This is a genomic window from Oculatella sp. LEGE 06141 (genome assembly GCF_015207605.1).
Lineage (GTDB): Bacteria > Cyanobacteriota > Cyanobacteriia > Elainellales > Elainellaceae > Oculatella.
The window spans coordinates 39,404-59,775 of the sequence record NZ_JADEWO010000029.1; the positions used below are offsets into that span (position 1 = coordinate 39,404).

A 20,372-nucleotide genomic window follows, 5' to 3' on the forward strand; every position below is an offset into this window, starting at 1 on the left:
ATAACTCCTTATTATTACGCCTTGAAGGAGGGTTTGCATCAGAAATTTTGGCAGGATTGTATGGATAAGCTCACGTTGAGAAGAGGTCGTGGGGATGCGATCGCGAATTCATCAAGCACCAGCCTTTGGTGCGAATAGTTCCATCCCTTTCTGGTTTCGGTTCCAAGACATCCACCGTCCAAATGCGAGCAAACGGCAGTCCAGCTTTACGGAAGGAGCGACGCACCGTTTCAGCATCGGGTGCTTCAAATTCGCACACGACCGAGCGGCGATCGCGGGACATCATCGATCGAATCCAGCGAACGTTATGAGCCTGATGGCAGGGAATACCGATCTCGATATCGTGATTCCATTTCGATTCGGTAATGGGGGGATCAAATACTTTTTCAACCAGTACGATCGCCATGCGTTTCTCCTGATGTTGTGAGGCAAAGTTCGAGCTGCTGAGCAAACTGCTCGACGGCAGCATGAGCGCGAACGCTGATCGGGTGATGGTCAATTTGTCGCCGCAGATTTTGCAGCGTCACGATCGCTGACTTTGTCTGTCCGAGTGCCAACTGTGCGCGTCCTAAAATGGCTCCGGCAATCGCCAGACAACTGTAATGTTCAACCACACGCGCCGCTGCGAGTGCTGCTTCGGCATGGGCGATCGCCAATTTCACACGATTTTGCTGTAAGTCAATCTCTGCTGCACAATTGAGCGTGTAAGCGAGCATCCGCTGGTCGTCTAGCCGATGGAGATCTGAGAGAATTTGCTCAAGTGCCGTCGGGTCGCTATGACTGGAAGCATACTGAGCCAGAAGGATGAGAGCTGCTGCAATCGCGCCTTCGCTGCCCGTTTCAGCCATCTGCGCCGCAACCGTTGCCATTTCGTGGCCATAGCGCAGGGCATCAGGGGTGCTGCCTGCCTCTAATTCCAGCATCGCCAGATACTTCAGGCAAAGGCAGGTGCGCCAGTGGTCTTGATCGGCTTGTGCCATCTGCCAGGCTTGCTCTAAGTGCAGCCGTGCGCCTTCCCAATCTGCTGCATAGTAGCGGACAATTCCCAGCCCGCTCTGCACATCCAGCAGGTCTTGCCCGACGCGAGCCGCCAGCGATCGCGCTTCCAGTAGCATTGCCTCAGCGCGGGGCATATCGCGTTCAATTTCAGCTAAACACCAGCCCGTGTATGCCAGCATCCGTGCTGTTGTCGTCGGACTGGCGGTGCGGCCTCGCTCAGCGGCTTGCAGCGAGTGCTGATGAACACCTGTGAGATTGCCGTGATCGTGATGCAGTGCGATCAGTGCTTCCAGGGCGATCGCTTCCTGCTCCTGCAACCCCAAGCGGTTCGCCTCGGCAATTAAACGATGCAGGTCAGCCTCAAGCTGGACGACGCGATCGCTTGTGACACCTGCCAGCACAAACACTTTGAGCAGGTGGATGTGAAAGTGAATACGCGATCGATCCTCAAGCTGCTGGCAGAACTGCATTCCCCGCTGAGCCAGCTCTGCGGCTTCAGCGTAGGCAAACAATCTAAGGCTGTGTTGCGCTGCCGCCAGTGCAGCGGTTGCTGCCAGGACATGATTTCCACAGAGCGCGGCGTGATGCGCGATATCGCTGGCGGATGAATCGTCAGTTGCAATGTCCTGAAGCGTCTGCGCGATCTGACAGTGCAGCAGACGGCGACGTGGCTCCGAAAGCTGCTGATACGCTACCTGACGGACAATATCATGGGCAAAATCATACCCCATGCCGCCGTTGACAGTGCCGGGGCGAATGATGCCCTGCTGCTCCAATTGCTCCATTGCCGTTAGGAGCTGAATGGGGTTGCGATCGCGCTGACTCGTCTGTTCCACCAACCTCGTCAGCAGATTTGGATTGAAGCTGCGCCCTAACGCCGCTGCCCAAGGCAAAAGCTCACGGGTCGCTTCGTCAAGCTGAAGCAGGCGGTCTTGAATCAATGATTCTAAATTCGCGGTCGCATCGTCGGGCTGCGATCGCGATCGGGCAAGTTCGAGGATGAATAAGGGATTGCCGCCACTTTCGGCAAAGACACGCGGCACCCAGTCTTGATCGACGTCAGGGTCGATCGAGTGCATCAAGGCTGCCGTCTGTCCCTGATCGAGTGGGGCAAGCGTCAGGGACTGCAAGCGCCGTTCACGTCGCAGAGTTTGAATGACTTTAGCAATCGGCTCGTTCATCTGTAGCTCATTAAGGCGAGCAGCACAGGCAAATAAAACGGGCGATTGACTCAACAGCCGAATGGCATAGTGCAGCAGGGCGATCGATGCCTCGTCGAGCCACTGGATGTCGTCGAGGAGAATCACCACGGTTCGATGTCGGGCAAGCTGAGCCAGCCAGTGTACAACGGCATCAAATAGGCTGCTGCGATCGCGTGGAGAGCCGCTTTGCGCGTCGGCAGGCGCATTACCAGGCGGTTCAGTCTGCGGCAGCAGAAATTCTAGCGCAGCGGGCAGCGACAGGTTGTGATTGCGGGCGATTGATCGAATGCCGTCGATCCAGGCTCCATAGGGACGTACCATTTCAGCCGCGAATCCGCGTCCCCAAACGACATAGCCACCGCTGGCTTCGACGGTTCGAGCCAGTTCTTCCATTAAGCGAGTTTTACCAATGCCCACTTCACCCAGCAGCAGCAACACTTCAGCGGTTGAATGGAGCCAGCGATCGATCGTCGTCCACTCGCGATCGCGTCCAATTGGAGGACGTGTCGATGCTGGCTTGAGCAATGTATCGCTGGCAGAGCCAAGTTCGATCGCACCCAGCGTCTTTAGAGCCACGATTTGCGCTTCTGCGAGTCCGGTTGCGCCGGTGATGTTCATGCCTTCGTAGGGGCGATCGCTCCTCAAGGTTTTCAAGCAGGTTTCGGTTCGCCAATTCCAGAGTTTAATTGTTTCATCGGCACTGCTGCTCGCCAGTGTTTCATTGTCGGGGCTAAATACCACTTTGATGATTCGATCGGTATGTCCAGACAGGGTTCTTCCTTCTTGTTCCGTTTCCAGTGCGCGAATTCTGATGGTGTAGTCATCGTTGCCACAGACAAACAGGCGAGTATCCGGGCTGAGGGCAAGCGGCAATTCATGAGAGGCGGCTGGAACTGTATTCAATAGTCGTCCGGTCTGCACATCCCAAACCTTAAAGCCATCCCCATCACCAGCACTCACCAGCGTCGATTCATTCTGGCGAAAATAGGCTTGCCACACCGCAGCCACATGACCGCTTAGCGTGTGTAGCAGACGCCCGGTTTTGACCTCCCACAGCTTCACGGTATGGTCGCTACTGCTGCTGGCAAGCATGTCAGCAGCGCTAAACACCAGCGAGATGACCCAGTTGGTATGCCCTGCTAGCGTCTTCAACAGCCGTCCGGTTTCCACATCCCACAGCTTCACCGTGCAGTCTTCACCTCCAGTTGCCAGGATGGTGCTATCTGAACTAAAGGCAACGGCCCAAACGAGAAAGATATGTCCCTGTAGCGCCCTTAACAGTTGTCCGGTCTGCACATCCCAGAGTTTGATGTCGTTGTCGCTGCCGCTTGCCAGGAACCGACCATCCGGGCTAAAAGCGACCGATGCCACCCAGCCCCTATGTCCTGGTAGCGTTCTCAACAGTTGTCCAGTTTCGACATCCCAGAGCTTTACGGTATGGTCTTCGTAACCACTTGCCAGCAGACGACCATCGGCGCTAAAGCAAATCGATCGCGGCAAATTCGATCGCCCCTGCAATGTTTTCAGCAAGTGCCCGCTCTGCGCGTCCCACAGCTTCAGCGTATGGTCTTCGCCACCGCTGGCTAAAAGCTGACCATCCGGGCTGAATTTGACCGACCAGACCAAACGACTGTGGGCTTGCAGCGTTTTGAGGAGCTGCCCGGTTTGCACATCCCACAGCCGGATAGTGTCGTCCTTGCTGCCGCTGACGAGCATTCGGCTATCTGGGCTGAAGTATAAGGACGAAATCCAGTTGGTGTGTCCCCGCAAGGTCTGCAACCGTTGCCCGGTTTGGATATCCCAAAGAATAATGCTGTCGTCAGCACTGGCAAGCCATTTGCCGTCTGGGCTGATGGTAACGAACGCCACCCGATCGCCATGTCCCTGCAAAGTATTCAATAGCTGTCCCGTTGCAACATCCCACAGCTTTACCGTGCGATCGCTGCTACCGCTAGCCAGGAGATTGCCGTCGGGATGAAAGGCAACTGACCAAACCGAATTGATATGTCCTTCTAACCGTGTTCGGCTTTGTCCGGTGGCAATGTCCCAAAGGGTGATGGCGCGATCGCCGCTGCCGCTGGCTAGCAGGCTGCCGTTGGGGTGGAAGGCGACAGCCCAAACGAGATCATCTGCTTGCAGCGTTTGCAGCAGTTGCCCTGTTTTAACCTGCCATAGCTTGATGGTGTGGTCGGTGCTGCCGCTGGCTAGCAGAGAGCCATCAGGACTGAAGGCAACCGACTCGACCCAGGAGTGGTGTCCTTTAATCGTCAAGATGGGCTGATAGTCGGATAGTCGCCAGAGCCGAATGCTGCCGCTGTGTTCACCTGTTGCCACAACCGCTGCATCTGGGCTGAAGGCGATCGAGTGAATCACGCTGCCAATCTGCATAAAATCGGGCTTTATAAAGTTGGTATGGGTGAAGTTGACGCGATACAAATTGACGTGTTGAAGATAGGCATGGCGAATGGTCAAACCCGAAAAATCAGAATCAGTTAAGTCAATGTTGAGATAGCCGCAGAGGTTGATGAAGTTACCGCTGGCGTAACCTGTTCGTAGAGTTTCCTGGCGTTGCAGCAGCTTGAGAATGGATTGCAACTGCTCTTTTAGCCGGCTAGAATTACCGATCGCCTGACGTAGCTGGTTGGCAACTGGCTCTAATATCAACCGAGTCTGACTTTCGCGCACATAATCCTTAACCGTTGTTTGAATTAAGGCGTATTGATTGAACAAAACCAGTTGTTTGGTTACAAGTTCAGTCGCAATTTGCTGGGTCAAGCGATCGCACACATACTCCATTACCACAGGCTGTTGAGTATAGCTGCCTGTGCGTTTTTCGATAAGCGATCGCCACCGCAACGACTTCAGAGCCTCTAAAAAATTGGCGCGGGTTACCGCTGGAAAGATATCGGCTTCTAGCTGAGCGATCGTTGTCCATTCCCGGTTAATGGCTAGCCAATACAGAATCGTTTGCTCTAGCGACGACAGCCGCTCAAACTGCTGTTCTAATAGATGCCGAATTTCGCCAAACAAGACGGCATCTTGCTGCAAAAATTGCTCAATATCACCATCAAACACAGCTTGAATTGAGCTGGCAACAACCATTAGCGCTAGTGGATTACCGCCATACTGTTTGATGAGTTGCTGTTTATGCGCTTCCGATCCCACTACTCCCCTGGCGTTCAGCAACACTTTAGCGGTTTCTGCTGAACCGCCTAGCTCGAAGGTTCGCACGGTTTCTCCCTCTTGCGTCGCCAGTTCAGCAGGTTTTTCACGGCTGGTCAGCAGCAAACAGCTTTGATGCGGTCTTTCACCAACTGCCTGAAACAGATCTCCGTACGTTTCGTAATCTGGGCGATACTGTCCGGCGCGATCGCCCGCCTCAAATAGTGTTTCCGCATTGTCAAGGATGACCAGAGCGCGTCGCGCCCGCAGCCAGTGAACCAAGCGGCCAATTTCCGCTTCCGTCTCCTGCTGCTGCGACAGAAACGACACCAGATCGGCCAGCAACGCTTTTAAGGGTGGCGCATTCCGCAGCGATCGCCAGATGATGCATTCAAAGCAATCTTGCCCGGCGACCTGCTGCGCCAGCTTCACCGCTACAGCAGTTTTGCCAATGCCACCCATGCCCAGCAGTAAGACGAGTCGGCAGCGGTCATTAACAATCCATTGCTCCAACGTTCTAAGTTCTGTCTCTCGCCCATAGAAGATGGAAACGTCGCTTGCTTCGCCCCAGGAAATGGTTGGCTCCCAATTTTGATGCGGCTTGGCGGGGGCGGCGTTTGGTGTGGGTAGGCTTTGCTCGTCTTCGCTGAGAATTTGCTGATAGAGGGTTTGAGTGGCTGCGCTCGGGTCGATGCCGAGTTCTTCGCGCAGCATCGTCATGCAGCGGTGATAGGTTTGCAGCGCGTTGGCGCGATCGCCACTCAGCGCATACAGCCGCATCAAAGTGCAGTAGGTCGTTTCATTGAGCGAATCCACTCGCAAAAGCTGCTGCGCGTAGCCCAACGCAGTGCGGTAGTCTTGCTGCTGCACCAGCAGATCAACCAGCCGCTCGAAAGTGCTCACCCGCAGTTGCCCCAGCCGTTCGCGCTCTGGTAACACCCACTCGTCTTCGCAGTTGGGCAGCAAATCGCCGCGATACAGCGACAAAGCGTGCTCCAGGCTCGATCGCACCAGTGCCGGATCGGCGGATTGGTCTGCCGTTTTCACGGCTTTTTCAAACTCCGCGACATCTAGCTCGATCGCAGCAGTGGGCTGCCACTGGATCGTTTTGGCATCCACAAGCAGGTAATTCTCTGCCTGTGGCAACGCATGACGGAGGTTGCTCAGCTCTTTGCGTAGATTGGTACGAGCCTGGGTGTCGCTCGAGTCTGCCCAAAGATGAAAAGCGATCCGCTGCCGCAGTTGCGGACTATGACGGTTCAGCACCAGATACGCCAGCAACGCCTGCGATCGCCCGCTGCTCATTCCACTCACGGTGCGATTGCCGTCAGTTAAGCAAAACTCTCCAAGAAGTTTGATCTGCAATGTCGGAGACATGCTGTTTCAAGTGAGACTCAGTTGCGAAGAAGTCCTACCTTTACATATAGAGTTTCAAGGCGATTTTTCCAAAGTTCAATAGAAATTTACAACAATTACAGACTTAATCAGACCTATCTACTGTTGCTTTGCCAGGTCAGGAACGCTTTCGGAACGGTTTGGGAGCGCCTCGATCGCTAACTTGATTTCAGATGCAAAGACGCATCAGAAAATTGTTAGCCGAGGAGCCAACTATGACCACTCAAACCTTTGACACAACAAAAGCCGCCGCCTTTGCCGATCGAATGCTGAGTGTCCTCAACAGCGGCGCGATCGCCCTGATGACCTCGATCGGCCATCGCACCGAACTGTTCGACACGATGGCAGAACTGCCGCCCTCTACCAGCCAGCAGATTGCCGATGCCGCCGGACTCAACGAGCGCTATGTACGCGAATGGCTTGGCGCGATGGTGACAGGCGGGTTTGTCGAGTATGACGCGATCGCCAAAACCTACATGCTACCTGCGGAACACGCTGCTTTCCTGATCCGGGCTGCGGCCTCTGACAATATTGCTGTCTTCGCCCAATATGTGCCGCTGCTGGGAACGGTAGAAGAGCAAATCATTGACTGCTTCTACAAAGGTGGCGGTGTGCCCTATTCCGAGTACAAACGCTTTCATGCCGTGATGGCAGAAGATAGCGGCCAAAGTGTTGTCTCTGCCCTGTTTGATCATGTGCTGCCCCTCATCCCCGGACTGACTGAAGCATTGCAGCAGGGCATTCACGTTTTGGATATTGGCTGTGGCAGTGGACGGGCGTTAAACAAAATGGCAGAGGCATTTCCGAACAGTCGCTTCACCGGCTACGACTTCTCTGAAGAAGCGGTTGCCAATGCCACTGCCGACGCTCAGATGCGAAAGCTGAGCAATATTCAGTTCCAGGTTAAAGATGCCGCCACGATCGAGGAGCGCGATCGCTACGACTTGATCACCACCTTTGATGCCATTCACGATCAGGCAAAACCTGATGTCGTGCTACAAAACATCTGTCGCGCATTGCGATCGGATGGGGTTTACCTGATGCAGGATATTCACGCAACAACGGATGTAGGCGGAAATCTCGATCATCCGCTGGGTTCACTGCTCTACACCGTCTCCTGTATGCACTGCATGACCGTTTCACTCGCGTATGGCGGCATGGGATTAGGAGCAATGTGGGGCAAAGAAAAAGCGCTAGAACTATTAGCTGAAGCGGGCTTTCAGCAGGTTGAAATCAAGCAATTGGCGCACGACTTTCAGAATGACTACTACATCGTTCGCAAGCACTAAAGCCGTTTAACCATGTGCAAATTATGTGCATTCGCAGCACGGTCTTCCCGTGTTCGCCAGGATTCGCTTGTCTTTAATCTCAGTCAGTTTGCAACTGCTGTAGCAGCAAAATCACTATCTGAGCGATCGGTTTCTCAACCACCAACCAACATTCAGGAGAAGTCAACATGAAAGGAACAGGGACAGATGACGAAGTATTAGAATTCGCAGTTCACTCAGAATCTAGTCAGCAAAAACCAGCAACGTTTGCTGCAAAACTCGATCGCATTGTGCGCGATTTGATTGAGTCAATTATTTCGGTGAATGAACTGAAAATCTATTCATTCAGGAACAAGTCTGGCAGTGCTTATTGGGCCATTCAAGACTCGATCGCAGGACAAAAAGTATTTTTTGAATCTGAACAAGACGTGCGGGCATGGCTTGACAGACGCTACTACCACTAACCCAACTCATCCACACAGCAACCCAAGGGAGAATTGCACAATGGCAGAAGTAATTGAAACCCCTGACAATAATACATTTGCAACCGCAACGAATCTGGGTAACATTCGCAATAGTCCGTTTGTTCGAGGTGATTTGTTTGGCACTGATTCGGCGGATTTCTTCAAATTTCAAGTCGATCGCGCTACCAAAGGCGGGATTGCAGTTGTCCCACAAGGGGTGGACACTAATTTGGTGCTGTTCAACAGCAGCGGTCAACAGATTAGGAATTCTCTCAAGCCAGGAACCGCCATAGAATCGATCGCGTTTGACAATTTGCTAGCAGGTGAATATACCTTGCTGGTCAGCAAATCAACGGGCAGTGGCAGCTATACGCTCAGTGCAAATGGCCGTGCGATTACTCGTGCCCAAATGAGTGTCACGGTCGATCGACTGACAGCACTTGAACGCTATGACACGAAGGTTCCGTTCACAAACTTTGATCGCGCCGACTTTTACATTGAAACAAACATTGAAGGGCGCAGGAAGAACAGCCGGGTCTTTGGAAACGATAACGATATCAATCCTAACTTTACAGTTACTCAAGAGGTTGATATTAACAAACTGCTCCTTTTTGCCAGCATTGGAGCAAAAGACGAAGATCCTGATACCGATGATATTGCTGACATTGATCCTGGTGTCCCAGGGAATGATATTCCTTTCGATTTTGATCCAATCAAAGGTGAAGCAAAAGCAAGGGGGTTTGCGTTTACATCTCCGTTCCCAGAAGGACAAATTATTACTTCAGAGGGTAACGGCGACGTTCTTTTTCCAACCCCGATCTTCAACACTCGTAATAAAGGAGCAAGAATTTCTTTCCGTATCAACTACGACACCTTCACTTCATCCACCTCCAGCTTCAGTAACAGTACTCCGCTCATTGTTGGCACCAACGCCAGTCAAGATCTGACTGGACAAAATCGAGGCGGCATCCTCTGCGGCGAAGGCGGCAACGACAACCTCTCCGGCATGGGTGGCAACGATGCTCTGTGCGGTGGTACGGGCAACGACAAGCTCAATGGCGGCACAGGCAATGATATCAGTTTTGGCGGCTTGGGACGCGACACCCATACAGGTGGTGCTGGCAGAGATACCTTTGTGCTAACGCTCAATGACGGTGTGGATGTGATCAAAGACTTCCAGAAGGGCAGAGATAAACTGGGGCTTTCGATCGAGCTAAACTCTGAAATTCTCGACATCGTGCAGCAAGGCAAAAACACCGTAATTGGCGTGGGCGGTGAACGACTCGCCATTCTCTCAAATGTAAAAGCCAATCAAATTAATGCTGCTGATTTTGTCACCGTAGACCTCTCCCGCTTCAAAGGAATCGAAGTGCCAACCTTAGTTGCATAGCTATCAGCAAGTGCGATCGCACGGGTTGCGCTTCTAACTCAAATCGGTGCTACTCAATCTGTTTAAGTTCGATCGCTACACTTTCACCTTTCACTCACTGCAATTTCTCGTTTTATGTCTTCCTACCGTAGACACCGTGGCCTACAGGCTGTCTATTTTCGCGCCTGTCAGCTACAGGCACCGTTTCTCAAACTCACGCTTCATTGCTCACTGAATCACTCACACTCTCAGGAGAAATTCAATTATGGCAAATGTAATCATTGACACCCTACTCAATCCCAATACCATCGTTCGAGAGCAAGAACAAAACAACCTTCTTGACACGCGAAATGGCCTGCTCAGAGATGCCGAAGCGGTGTTTGGCAATTTGCCCGACGGCACGGTTGGCGCAGCAGGCAACATTAACGGAGCCAACAACATTGGACTCAATGATGCCACTGATGTCTTCTCATTCACGGTCGATCGCCCCGCCCGACTCGATGCCAGGTTGCTTTCCAATAACGAGAAAGAAATTTCATTCAACCTCGTCAAAGACTTCAATAACAACGGCAAGAAAGACTTTGGTGCGAACTTTGAAGATCTGCTGGATGCCTCGTTCCAACCGGGAGCCGATCAGATCTCGTTCGATCGCCTCGATCCGGGCACTTACTTTCTCGAAGTCAACAAAACCGCCGTTCCCAACAACTCGATCGACTACACACTAATTCCCAAAGCATCTGCCATTGCAAACGCCAAGCTGAATATTGAGATTGAGCGATTAATTCCGCTCGGTACGAAGGGCAATGTGGTGGTGCGGGCTGAAATCGACGGGCGAATCCGAGAAACCCAACCGTTTGCACCGATCGCCAATCAAGGCATTTTTCTTAGCGCACCCGTTGACCCCAACAAACGCGAAGTGACGGTCAAACTGGATGCGTTCAAACTGTCTGCGAATGGCAGGCGATCGCCTCTAGATCTCAACTTCAAATCTGGCACAACCCAACTATCGTTTACCTACGATACATTGACTCGTGAAGTCAAAGGAGAAACCGGATTTGGCTTCTTTGGCAAGGAGAACGCCGTAATTCGGCAGACGATTCGCGGTGATGGCGAAGGATCAATTAACGGCATCCGCGTCAGTTATGACAGCTCGACGGTTTCCGATGTGCTGGTGGGTGGCGATCCGGCTGCCATCTTGCAGGCCAACAACATTCCTGTGATTCGCGGCAGTAACGGTCAAGACCCAATGCGGGGGACGGCCAACAGCGGCATTCTGCTGGCACTGGGCGGCAACGATCGCGTCAATAGCGGCGGCGGCGATGATATCGTCGATGGCGGCAGTGGTAAAGATGTGATTACGGGCGGCACAGGCAACGACATTCTGATTGGCGGCACGGGTAGCGATCGCATCTTCGGCAGTAGCGGCGATGATCTACTCGATGGCGGCCAAGGCTCAGACCTGCTCGTTGGCGGTGCAGGCGCAGATACCTTTGTGCTGGCTCGTGGCAATGGCAGCGATATCATCCAGGACTTCCGCAACGGACAAGACTTCATTGGACTCAGCGGCTTAACTGTTGGCGATCTGAAATTTGTGCAGCAGGGCAGCAGCACGGTTATTCAGGCAGGCCGAGAACCACTTGCTACCCTGCAAGGCATTCGCCCCTCCCAGCTTGACCTCGCCGATTTTAAGTCAATTTCAACGATGTCTGTGTTAGGAGCGAGCGTTCCCATTCTGGCGTAGCAAATCGCCCAACGGAGCCTTACACATGGCACTGTTTATTCTGTTTGCGTTGTTAGGTGGGGTGGTCGGTAGCGTTATAGTGGGTATCCCCGGTGTACTGATGTTGATGACTGGACTGCAACAACACGCCGGATCTCGACGCTTCATTCGGATTGCCTTGTGCAGTGTGGCTGCGATCGCCACCCTCCTAATTACTGTCTGGTGGAGCGTATCTCAGTTTCAGACGATTACACCTCCGGGCGGCGGCGCACCCACCCCAGATGATGCCGCTGCCCTGCTCAAAGCTTGTCTTGGATGCGGTCTTGCGCCCGGACTGAGTCTTTTCTCAGCAGGGTTGGTTAGCCTCTGCGGTAACAGAAATTGAACCCACGATCTAGAACATTATTGGAGTCTACTGATGAACTATTCTGCATCGATCGCCCCTCAAACCTTCGGTCATCTTTTAGGAGAATTCAACTGGCACAAATCAAAAGCGAAACGGCTGTTTGTGCTCTGGAGCCTGATGGTTTTTCCTTCCTTAATTAGCTGCTTGTTTTTAGTCGGTATTCCAGCAACGTTTTTCTCGGTCTACTTTGCTCATCGATCGTGGCGGCGATGGCGATCGCCCCAAACTGTAGTGTTGCTTTATCAACATGGCTTGGTGGATCAGCGCAAACCTCAGCCTGTAATTTTGCCCTATGCCGATGTAGATACTTTGTTGATTGCGGTCACTCGTCTAGCAAATGTTACAAGCCACGTCTATACTCTCCAAACGAAAGACAAGCGCAAGATTCAATTTGATGAGCATTTGGCGCAAATCAAAGATTTAGGGCAAATTTTGCAGGAGCAAGTTGCACAGCAACAATTGCCAGAAGCGATCGCCACCTACAATCGGGGGCTACCTATCAGCTTCAAGCAGCTTGCCATTTCACCTGATGGAATGAGTAGAGGCAGACAACATTTATCCTGGCAGGATTTTGATGGCGCAACCGTGATTCAATCTCGAACTCGCAAACACGTTCATGTCTTCCTTGAAATCAAGCAAAAAGGTCAACAAAAGCCCTGGGCACTGCTCGACCAAGCCACATTTCCGAATCTGTCGCTGTTTTTTGCCCTGCTCAATCATATTCAAGTTTCAACTCGGCCTGACGATATCTAATTGAATTGTTCACAGATCAGAAGCATATCGATCGTTGGTTCTTTGCCGCTTTTGGGCAGTAACGCGAGAGAACCATCGCCAGTGATTGTCTCTTCAGCATTCCAACGATCGATTGCCTTACTGGACGACCGCCTGTTGCGTCCAAACACTAGTTGATTCTGCGGGTTCAGGCTTCATACTCAACAAATTATTCTTTGTGCCTGCTCAATCTGGGATTAAATTACGCGTTTGTACAGCAGCAGAGAGATGGCTTTCGGGGAAGTAGTTGCTCTCTAGCAGTTGGGTCAGAACATCAGCAGTAACAGGACGACTAAAGTAATATCCCTGCACTTCATCACATCCGTGTGCTTCTACAAACTCAAACTGCTCTTTTGTTTCTACCCCTTCAGCCGTGATATTTAACTGAAGGCTGGTCGCCAAAGCGATGATGGCTTTGGTAATGACCACATCGTCTGGATTGGTGACAATGTTTCGCATAAACGATTGATCGATTTTGAGTGTATCGATAGGAAAGCGGCTGAGATAGTTCAATGAAGAGTACCCTGTACCAAAATCATCCAGTGCGATCGATATTCCCAAATCATGCAGTTGTTGTAAGCTGGCGATCGAGTGCGTTACGTTCTTCATCATCAAGCCCTCTGTCACCTCTAGCTCCAAGCAGGATGCCTCTACCCCTGTCTGTGCAAGGATTTGGGCGATGCGTTCAACAAGGTCTGGTTGTTCGAACTGACGAGCAGATAGGTTGACGGCCATCCGGATGGGTGGCAAACCAGCCGATCGCCAAATCTGGCTTTGCTGACAGGCCGTTTTTAGCACCCATTCCCCCATTTCCAGGATGAGACCGTTAGCCTCAGCAATGGGAATGAACGTTGCTGGTGAAACCAGACCACGAACTGGATTTTGCCATCGCAGCAATGCTTCTACGGCAACAATGCGTTGTGTTCGAGTATCAAATCGGGGTTGATAGTGTACTGTCAGTTCATTCCGGATCAAGGCGTATCCTAGTTCATTTTCTAGAGCTAGCCTTTCTTGAAGTAACGTATTCATTTCAAGAGAATAGAACTGATAATGATGCCCTTGCCGCTCGGCTTGCTTCAAAGCAGTGTTAGCGTTTTGGAGAAGCTGTTCATCAGTTACGCCATCGAAAGAGGAAATTGCAATGCCTATACTGGCACTGGTCGAAACCTCACTTCCATTCAGGGAAAATGGTTTAGCAATGGTATCCAGCAGATCTTGCGCCAAACCAGGAACATTGTGAGATGCCGTGATTTCTGGTTGCATCACTCCAAACACATCGCTGCCAAGAAAGGCAAGCACGCTGTGTTTGGGCATAGCGTCGGACAATCGTTGAACCACGTTTCTTAGCAGCAACTCACCCACGCTGCTTCCCAGGGCATTCCGGACATTCTCGAAGTTGTTCAATCTCAGAACCATCACTGCCAGAGATCGGTTGTCTCGTTCTGCTTGAGCGATCGCCTGCTGGAGCTGTTTTTGAAATAGCAATTGATTGGGTAAACCCGTTAAATTGTCGTAATGCACTATGTATTGGATCGCATCATCCAGGTTGCGAATGGTATGAACGGTATCAGCCATTAATGTGCCAACTTCATCGGTAAAATGGGTTGGCAGCTTAGGCAGAGCGCTTTGATTGAGATAATTCCTCAGTGCCAGAGACGTTTGAACCACAGGCGCTAATAGTGTATCTAAGGCGAGAAGTGTTAAAGCAGTGCCAACTAATGTGGCAATTAGTGCAATGATCAGGATTTTTACAGTTGACTCAAACGAAAGCGAATTGGCCGCAATGAAAAAGGCAAAGAGCGTTAAAAGCGGTACGTGAGTCCCCAGAAAAGCCACAAGCATAATTTTTAGCTTGTAACTTCTAACCAAGTTAAAGCGAGACAAAAACGAATAAAATCTTAAGTTTTTAAGAGGAGTGTGCATAGAGGAGTACATAACGTTGGAGGAGGTATTGAGAGGAGGTATTGAAAAGTTTTCCTCACGGTTTGTTTCAGTGTTCCCTGTGTTGCAACACGAGAAGCGATCGCCCGTGCCTATCTTTGGCCGTACCAAGAATGATGCCCCTTTTGTACTGCAATACGAGGAGCGATCGCTCCTCCCCTGCTCCCCTTAAACTAACTCAGCTTCTTGAAAAAAAGTCTGTTGTTTTGACCACAAACCAAAAGGTTGAACCTCGCTGAATAGAAAGATAAACGGTTGGTTCAGTGCCTGCCGTAAAGGCATTGCCATCCCCTTACATACGCCATACATGCACTCCGCACCACCAAGATTCATGAATTAAGGTAAGGTGAGGCTGCTTGCTAAGAGGTAGCTTTAAAAGTGTGTGCTGCATTCGTCCCTTACACTCTCTAACTCTGGAACTTCCGAGCTAATTCTGTTTCAAAGTTCCCCAGCAGCAAGCACTTAACGCCTGCGGTAAGCCAGAAACGGGGGAGCGAGTGAGCATCGACACCTTTAAACCATCCTTCTAGCGAGCCGCGTATTTGGTTCAGTCAATCCCCTGAACGGTTCACAACCAGACTCTTCGGTGCCAGTCAAGTACTACAGTTGTAGAGTTGACGTTGAAAGAAGCCGACGTTTGTAGTGATGAAACCTTGCAACGGCTGGGTGAATTCGTCGCCACGTAGACCAGTGCAAGATGTGGTTCACGCTTGGCATCCAAGCCCGCAGCAGTGCCCATAATACCCGACGCACTTCGGGCATACCCAAAGGGAGTTCAAGCTGCGTTTGCGTTTGAACTCGCTCATAGAATGGCTGATGGAGGCGTTCAAATCCCCCTTGTATCTTAGAGGAGTGGCAGACCGTTCCCTCTTAGGTTTCTCAAAACCGTAAAAAAGCTTGGGTCGCTACACTCCTCGAAGTGCTGAGAACTCGTAGAATCGCCTGGACTTCTAAGTCTGCATGGAGCAAGGAAGAGCGCAGCCTTCGACCTATCGTATCTGATGGAGGTCAGGATCTCATGGAGCAGCATTATACCCCATCCTTTATCTGGATGCTTTGTACGTCAATATCAAGGTTTCCGGGCGCGTCAGCAAACGAGCCGTGTATGTCGTGTTGGGCATCAACGGCGAGGGCAATAAGGAACTGCTGGGGTTATGGATTGGAGAGGCGGAAGCCGAAGGAGCCAAGTTCTGGCTCAAAGTGTTGACAGATTTGAAAAACAGAGGATTAAAGGACATCTTGATTGCCTGCTGCGATGGGTTAGTGGGCTTTCCCCAGGCGATCGAGGCACTGTATCCCAAAACCCATGTTCAATTGTGTATCGTGCATCTGATTCGTAATTGTCTGCGCTACGTCCCCTGGAAGGAATCTAAAGCGGTGGCAGCAGACCTCAAGCCCATCTATCAAGCGGCCACGCTTGGCGGCGGAAGCGGCCCTTGATGCGTTTGCAGCCAAATGGGATGCTCGTTATCCGGTGATTAGCCAAATTTGGATTCGCCATTGGGAGAACATCATTCCCATCTTTGACTATCCAATGGATATTGCAAAGTCATCTACACCATCAATGCAATTGAGTCGCTCAATCGCTCACTGCGCAAGGTGATTAAGACCAAGGCTGTATTCCCAGATGAGGAGTCTGTTTTCAAGTTGATGTATTTAGCAATGAACAACATTACCAAGCGCTGGAACCGACCGATAAAAAATTGGAGGTCAGCCTTGTCACATTTTGCTATCCTATTTCCAGGACGCTTCAACTATTGACAATCTAAAGGCTGACACAAAATCTAAACACTCTCTCGCAAAAACTAATTAAGGACAAATGATCGGTATCGCTTGCATTCCCTTAAGTAGTAATTCCAAAGAGTGCTTCAATAAATCTGACTTGAGAGACAATATCCACTTGGTCGATTCCTTTGACTTGTCCTTTCCGAATCATATTCATCGCCTCGATTCCGCTCAACGTTCTTCTTGCACTGTTGAACGTCTTAAATCCCACCATCGGCTTCACAATTCCTTTGATATGGCGATGATCTTGCTCAATCACATTGTTCAAATATTTGCTCTGTCTGAGTTCGGTCTCTTTTTCAATCGTCTCATCTGCTTTGAGAGCATCTATTACCACTTACCCACCGATTGATCGTCGAGTGGTCTACCTCCACCCCCCGTTCCTGCATCATCTCCTCTAGATTTCGGTAGCTCAAAGCATAGCGGCAGTAACACCGAACGTTGAGCAGGATGGTCTCGAGCAGAAAGGTCGCCATTTGAACGGGGAGAACCTGGACATACGAGGTGAGGGAAGCAGGGGTTATTCCTCTTACCTTACCTCTCTACTGTTTTTGCAACCCTACCAGATCTAGTGCCCTACTGGGTCAACCCGGATCTCATGATCGGCATTTGTCCCGTGCAATTATTGCAGGAAAACCTCTTACCTACTCTGGAGCAAGATAGGTTCTGGTTCAAGCTGAGGCGTGACTTCTACCTGCTCCACCTGCTGTTTGAGCCAGGTTGCAAATAAGGCGGATAGAATTTCGTAACGCAATTCTTGAGTCAGTTCGGCTGGAATCAGTTCTTCCACCAGGATTAAATGTGCCCCCTGTGCTGTGACAATGGGTTTCAAAATTTGAGGTGGTTGAGCTGAAAATACAGCCGCCGAAATTTCTGGTTTCAGTTCATTTCGTCGTACCAGTCCGCGGTAGCCACCTTGCCGCCGCAAATCCGGATCTTGAATATACTGGTGAGTTGCCTGATGGAAGTGGATTTCACCTTCCTGAAGGGCATAGAAAAGTTCCATCGCCAGGTCTTCATCATCCAGCACAATTTCGTACATTACTACGCGGGTATAATCAAGCTGATGTTCCAGGAAATAGGGTTCTAGCTGCTCAGCAAACAAATGCTGCGCCAGCTTAGCAGACAGAACGGTTGCAGCAGCCAGTTCTTCGAATTCATCCAGGGACAGGTGATACTTCTGCAACCAGATCCAGGTTTCGCCTGCACTATGCAGGTTGTTAACGCGGCGGAGATCATCGGCTGCTTGCTGAAGTTCATGGGTATCTGCGACGATTCCTTTCTCTGCGGCAATTTGGGCAATTACCTGCCGTCCTACAATTCCCTCAATCATGGTGGGAATCAGACAGGACAACTTGACTTGTTGAAAGATATCTTTGTCGCAAATGGTAATTGGGTTTAGCATAGCAAGTTCAGTGTTAAAGAGCAGAACGGGTACGGGAGAGGGGAGAATTTGATTTGGAGTTTAAGGGCAATGGGATGGGGATAGGTAGATTTTGAGGTTCGGGCTGCTAACTACAGTGGCTACTTTTACCTTTTCTATAGAACCCATTTGAGATCCTAATCGGATTTTCGTCATAATCTGTGGATAAATTCGTTCCAACTTATTTCTCAAGTGGTCGATGTGATACCCGTGGTCTAACAAGATAGTAATTTTGGGGATGCTGACTGGCTCCGCCTTCTTGAAATAGTCGATGTTGAGCGTTAACCTTTCAACTAAATCCCACATCATCAGACACATTGGCAGGGCTATAGGGGGTGAAAAAGGGAAACCCAATCGTATCAACGGCAAGATGCCTCTTTATCCCGTTCGTTGCCTTGTAGAAACAAAATTCCTTTGAATCCACACCCGCATTACAGGTGTTCTTCACCGTTTGCGAATTAATGATGATTAAGGTTGTCCATTTCGTTGTTTTTAACTTGTTCTCGTACCTGTCGATGTAATACACCCACAAGATGTTCAAACACACCTGCGGCTTGCCACTGCTTGTAGTGCCAATAAACGGTTGAATAAGGTAAGTCTCTCGGCAAGTCACACCAGTCGCAACCATTTTTGAGTTGATAGAGGATACCGTTGACGATTTCTCGTTTTGTCCAGTTTGATGGACACGTTTGTTTCTTCTTCGGTAGTATTTCAAGCAACAGGGGTTCAAAGATTTCCCATTCTGCATCAGTGAGGTCGCTGGAATAGGGCATGACATCTAAATCAGGTAAGTTTGAGCACCTACAGCAGTTCTCAGTCGAGTCAGCCACCGTTTCGCCAAGATGGGTTGGGGGATAGGGTTTGGAAGGTGGTGAATACAAATGAAAATGGCTGTAATTCTTCTTCTAAAAGATGTCAAAGAGGCTCTATAGTTCCAGTCCTCCCTTCTGGAGCTTTTTGAATGGGTCGAGAATAAAGTCGATGATACGACGCTGGCGAATGATGACTTCCGCTGTTGCCGTTTGGCCGGGGGATAGCATGACTCGTTTATTTTGAGTCTCGATGTAAGGCTGATCGAGAACAATTTCAAGTTCAAACGTCTGGATGATCCCCTGGGGGGTCTCTATACTTTTAGAGTCGGGCGAAATGTGTTGGAGGTTGCCAGAAACGATGCCATAGTCCTGGAAGGGGTAAGCGTCGAATTTGAGTTTAACGGGCAGTCCTGTTCGTAGAAAACCGCTTTCAGAACTGGGCATCTGTGCCCGAAAGATGAGGTTAGCTTCGGCGGGGGCAATTTGGGCGATCGCCTGTCCCGGTTGTAAAAAAGTCCCGGCACTATCCAGAGACAGACTAAAGATGGTGCCATCGCTGGGTGACTTGACTAGCCGTTGCTGCTGTTGAAACTGCAATGACTCAATCTGCTTACGTGTTTGGGCAATGTCTGCCTGGGTATCGAGGATTTGGGCTTGCAGTTCCTTAATCCGACGTTCACTTTCCAGTACAGTCAATTCCCCAGTGCGAAAGACGTTCTCATAGTTGCTTTGCTGTTGTTTGATGCCAGATTCCGCCTGCTGAATTTCGGCCTGGGACTGGTTGACTGCATGTTGGCTTTCGTCCAATATGCGTTCGATCTCTGCTAGTTCGGCTGCCGGGACGACTCCCTCTGCCAATAACTTTTCATAGCGTTGGACTTCAGTGCGATCGCGATTCAGGCGATCGGTTGCCAGGCTGTAAGCTCTGCGAGCAGCCTGCAACCGTTGTTCTACCTGGTCGATCTGGGCAAGTTGGGCGGTTTGCTGTGCCTGACGCTGCAATCGTTGCGAGCGAATGGCAATTTCCTGTTCATTTTTCATTAGTTCCAACTGTGCCACCCGGTTCAACGCACCTTCCAGCTTTGCCTGTGCCTGCTGTAATTCTGCCTGAACCACCTCTGATTCCAGTTCCACTAATACCTGACCTGCTTTCACCGTCTGCCCCTCCCGCACTGGTAGGGCCGTTACGGTTCCTGTGACGGGGGCATCAACGCGAATGGTTTTACCTTGAGGTTCCAGCCTACCCTCCGCACTGCCCGTTTCGTCTACCTTTGCCAGAGAAGCCCAAGGCAGGGCGATGGCTGCAAACAGCACCAGAAAATAGAGCAATCCCCGTGTCCAGACCTGAGGCAGGGTATCAATCAGTTCCCTGGTCAGCGAAGTCCATTCATCGCGCACCGGTACAGGGCGGGTTGCCTCCGGCGATAAGGATGGAGAACTGAAATCTGCAACGGTAGCAGTACTTCTGGAAATCTCCTGGATTCCCAGATGGCTCTTTGGAGAACTGTTTTCCAGATGATGACCATTTTGACTGAAGGCTTCAGATGCAGTAGGAAAGTTAGACATAGCGACTGGGGTTTAGGGTTATAGGTGTTCGCCTTGACGTTTCCACTGGGTCGGGTTGTGGGTTGTTAGTGGCTGGTTATTGGTTGTTA

At 50.8% G+C, this 20,372-nt stretch carries 13 protein-coding genes and 3 pseudogenes; 7 read left to right on the forward strand and 9 right to left on the reverse strand.

The features are described from left to right. Positions 1-70: 70 nt before the first annotated feature. Together IQ268_RS18785 and IQ268_RS18790 are read right to left on the reverse strand one after the other, a co-directional pair. Positions 71-406 carry a DUF4242 domain-containing protein gene (locus IQ268_RS18785; protein WP_193882418.1) on the reverse strand — a complete coding sequence of 112 codons (336 nt, stop codon included), beginning with the start codon at positions 404-406 and terminating at the stop codon, positions 71-73. Next, entirely contained in the window at positions 387-6,740 is a 6,354-nt protein-coding gene (locus IQ268_RS18790; RefSeq protein WP_193882421.1) for an AAA family ATPase, read from the reverse strand. Before IQ268_RS18790 ends, IQ268_RS18785 begins: the two co-directional genes overlap by 20 nt. A 233-nt stretch (positions 6,741-6,973) precedes the next feature. Between IQ268_RS18790 and IQ268_RS18795 the strand changes: the two genes are divergently transcribed. The 6 genes from IQ268_RS18795 (at position 6,974) to IQ268_RS18820 (ending at position 12,738) form a co-directional block, all read left to right on the forward strand. Next, a complete protein-coding gene (locus IQ268_RS18795) occupies positions 6,974-8,047 on the forward strand; it encodes a class I SAM-dependent methyltransferase (RefSeq protein WP_193882424.1) in 1,074 nt (357 codons plus the stop codon). A 167-nt stretch (positions 8,048-8,214) separates the two neighbouring features. Further along, positions 8,215-8,490, forward strand: coding sequence for a hypothetical protein (locus IQ268_RS18800; protein WP_193882427.1), 276 nt, complete (start codon positions 8,215-8,217; stop codon positions 8,488-8,490). A gap of 40 nt (positions 8,491-8,530) precedes the next feature. After that, on the forward strand, positions 8,531-9,880 hold the full coding sequence (locus tag IQ268_RS33260; protein WP_193882430.1) for a calcium-binding protein: 1,350 nt from the start codon (positions 8,531-8,533) through the stop codon (positions 9,878-9,880). A 244-nt stretch (positions 9,881-10,124) separates the two neighbouring features. After that, positions 10,125-11,600 (forward strand): calcium-binding protein, encoded by a 1,476-nt coding sequence (locus tag IQ268_RS18810; protein WP_193882433.1) that lies wholly within the window; start codon positions 10,125-10,127, stop codon positions 11,598-11,600. A gap of 25 nt (positions 11,601-11,625) precedes the next feature. After that, a complete protein-coding gene (locus IQ268_RS18815) occupies positions 11,626-11,964 on the forward strand; it encodes a hypothetical protein (RefSeq protein WP_193882435.1) in 339 nt (112 codons plus the stop codon). Between the two features lie 33 nt (positions 11,965-11,997). Continuing rightward, a complete protein-coding gene (locus tag IQ268_RS18820; protein WP_193882477.1) occupies positions 11,998-12,738 on the forward strand; it encodes a DUF6585 family protein in 741 nt (246 codons plus the stop codon). A 204-nt stretch (positions 12,739-12,942) separates the two neighbouring features. Here IQ268_RS18820 and IQ268_RS18825 read toward each other — a convergent pair whose 3' ends face one another. Next, positions 12,943-14,598 (reverse strand): bifunctional diguanylate cyclase/phosphodiesterase, encoded by a 1,656-nt coding sequence (locus IQ268_RS18825; protein WP_228035509.1) that lies wholly within the window; start codon positions 14,596-14,598, stop codon positions 12,943-12,945. Between the two features lie 1,113 nt (positions 14,599-15,711). Between IQ268_RS18825 and IQ268_RS18830 the strand changes: the two are divergent. Next, positions 15,712-16,458, forward strand: a pseudogene (locus IQ268_RS18830) (IS256 family transposase); the annotation flags it as partial. An 82-nt stretch (positions 16,459-16,540) separates the two neighbouring features. Here IQ268_RS18830 and IQ268_RS33490 read toward each other — a convergent pair. The 6 genes and pseudogenes from IQ268_RS33490 to IQ268_RS18850 form a co-directional block, all read right to left on the reverse strand. Beyond that, on the reverse strand, positions 16,541-16,819 hold the full coding sequence (locus tag IQ268_RS33490; RefSeq protein ID WP_370584681.1) for a DDE-type integrase/transposase/recombinase: 279 nt from the start codon (positions 16,817-16,819) through the stop codon (positions 16,541-16,543). 13 nt (positions 16,820-16,832) lie between these two features. Beyond that, positions 16,833-16,958, reverse strand: a pseudogene (locus IQ268_RS33495) (IS6 family transposase); the annotation flags it as partial. 164 nt (positions 16,959-17,122) lie between these two features. Beyond that, positions 17,123-17,887 carry a peptidylprolyl isomerase gene (locus IQ268_RS18840; RefSeq protein WP_193882483.1) on the reverse strand — a complete coding sequence of 255 codons (765 nt, stop codon included), beginning with the start codon at positions 17,885-17,887 and terminating at the stop codon, positions 17,123-17,125. A 159-nt stretch (positions 17,888-18,046) separates the two neighbouring features. Continuing rightward, positions 18,047-18,371: pseudogene (locus IQ268_RS33500) on the reverse strand (IS5/IS1182 family transposase); the annotation flags it as partial. After that, positions 18,364-18,678 carry a transposase gene (locus tag IQ268_RS18845; RefSeq protein WP_228035510.1) on the reverse strand — a complete coding sequence of 105 codons (315 nt, stop codon included), beginning with the start codon at positions 18,676-18,678 and terminating at the stop codon, positions 18,364-18,366. The pseudogene IQ268_RS33500 and the gene IQ268_RS18845, both read right to left, overlap by 8 nt. Positions 18,679-18,831: 153 nt before the next feature. After that, complete coding sequence (locus IQ268_RS18850; protein WP_193882486.1) at positions 18,832-20,283, reverse strand: HlyD family efflux transporter periplasmic adaptor subunit; 1,452 nt, start codon at positions 20,281-20,283, stop codon at positions 18,832-18,834. Positions 20,284-20,372: the final 89 nt, after the last annotated feature.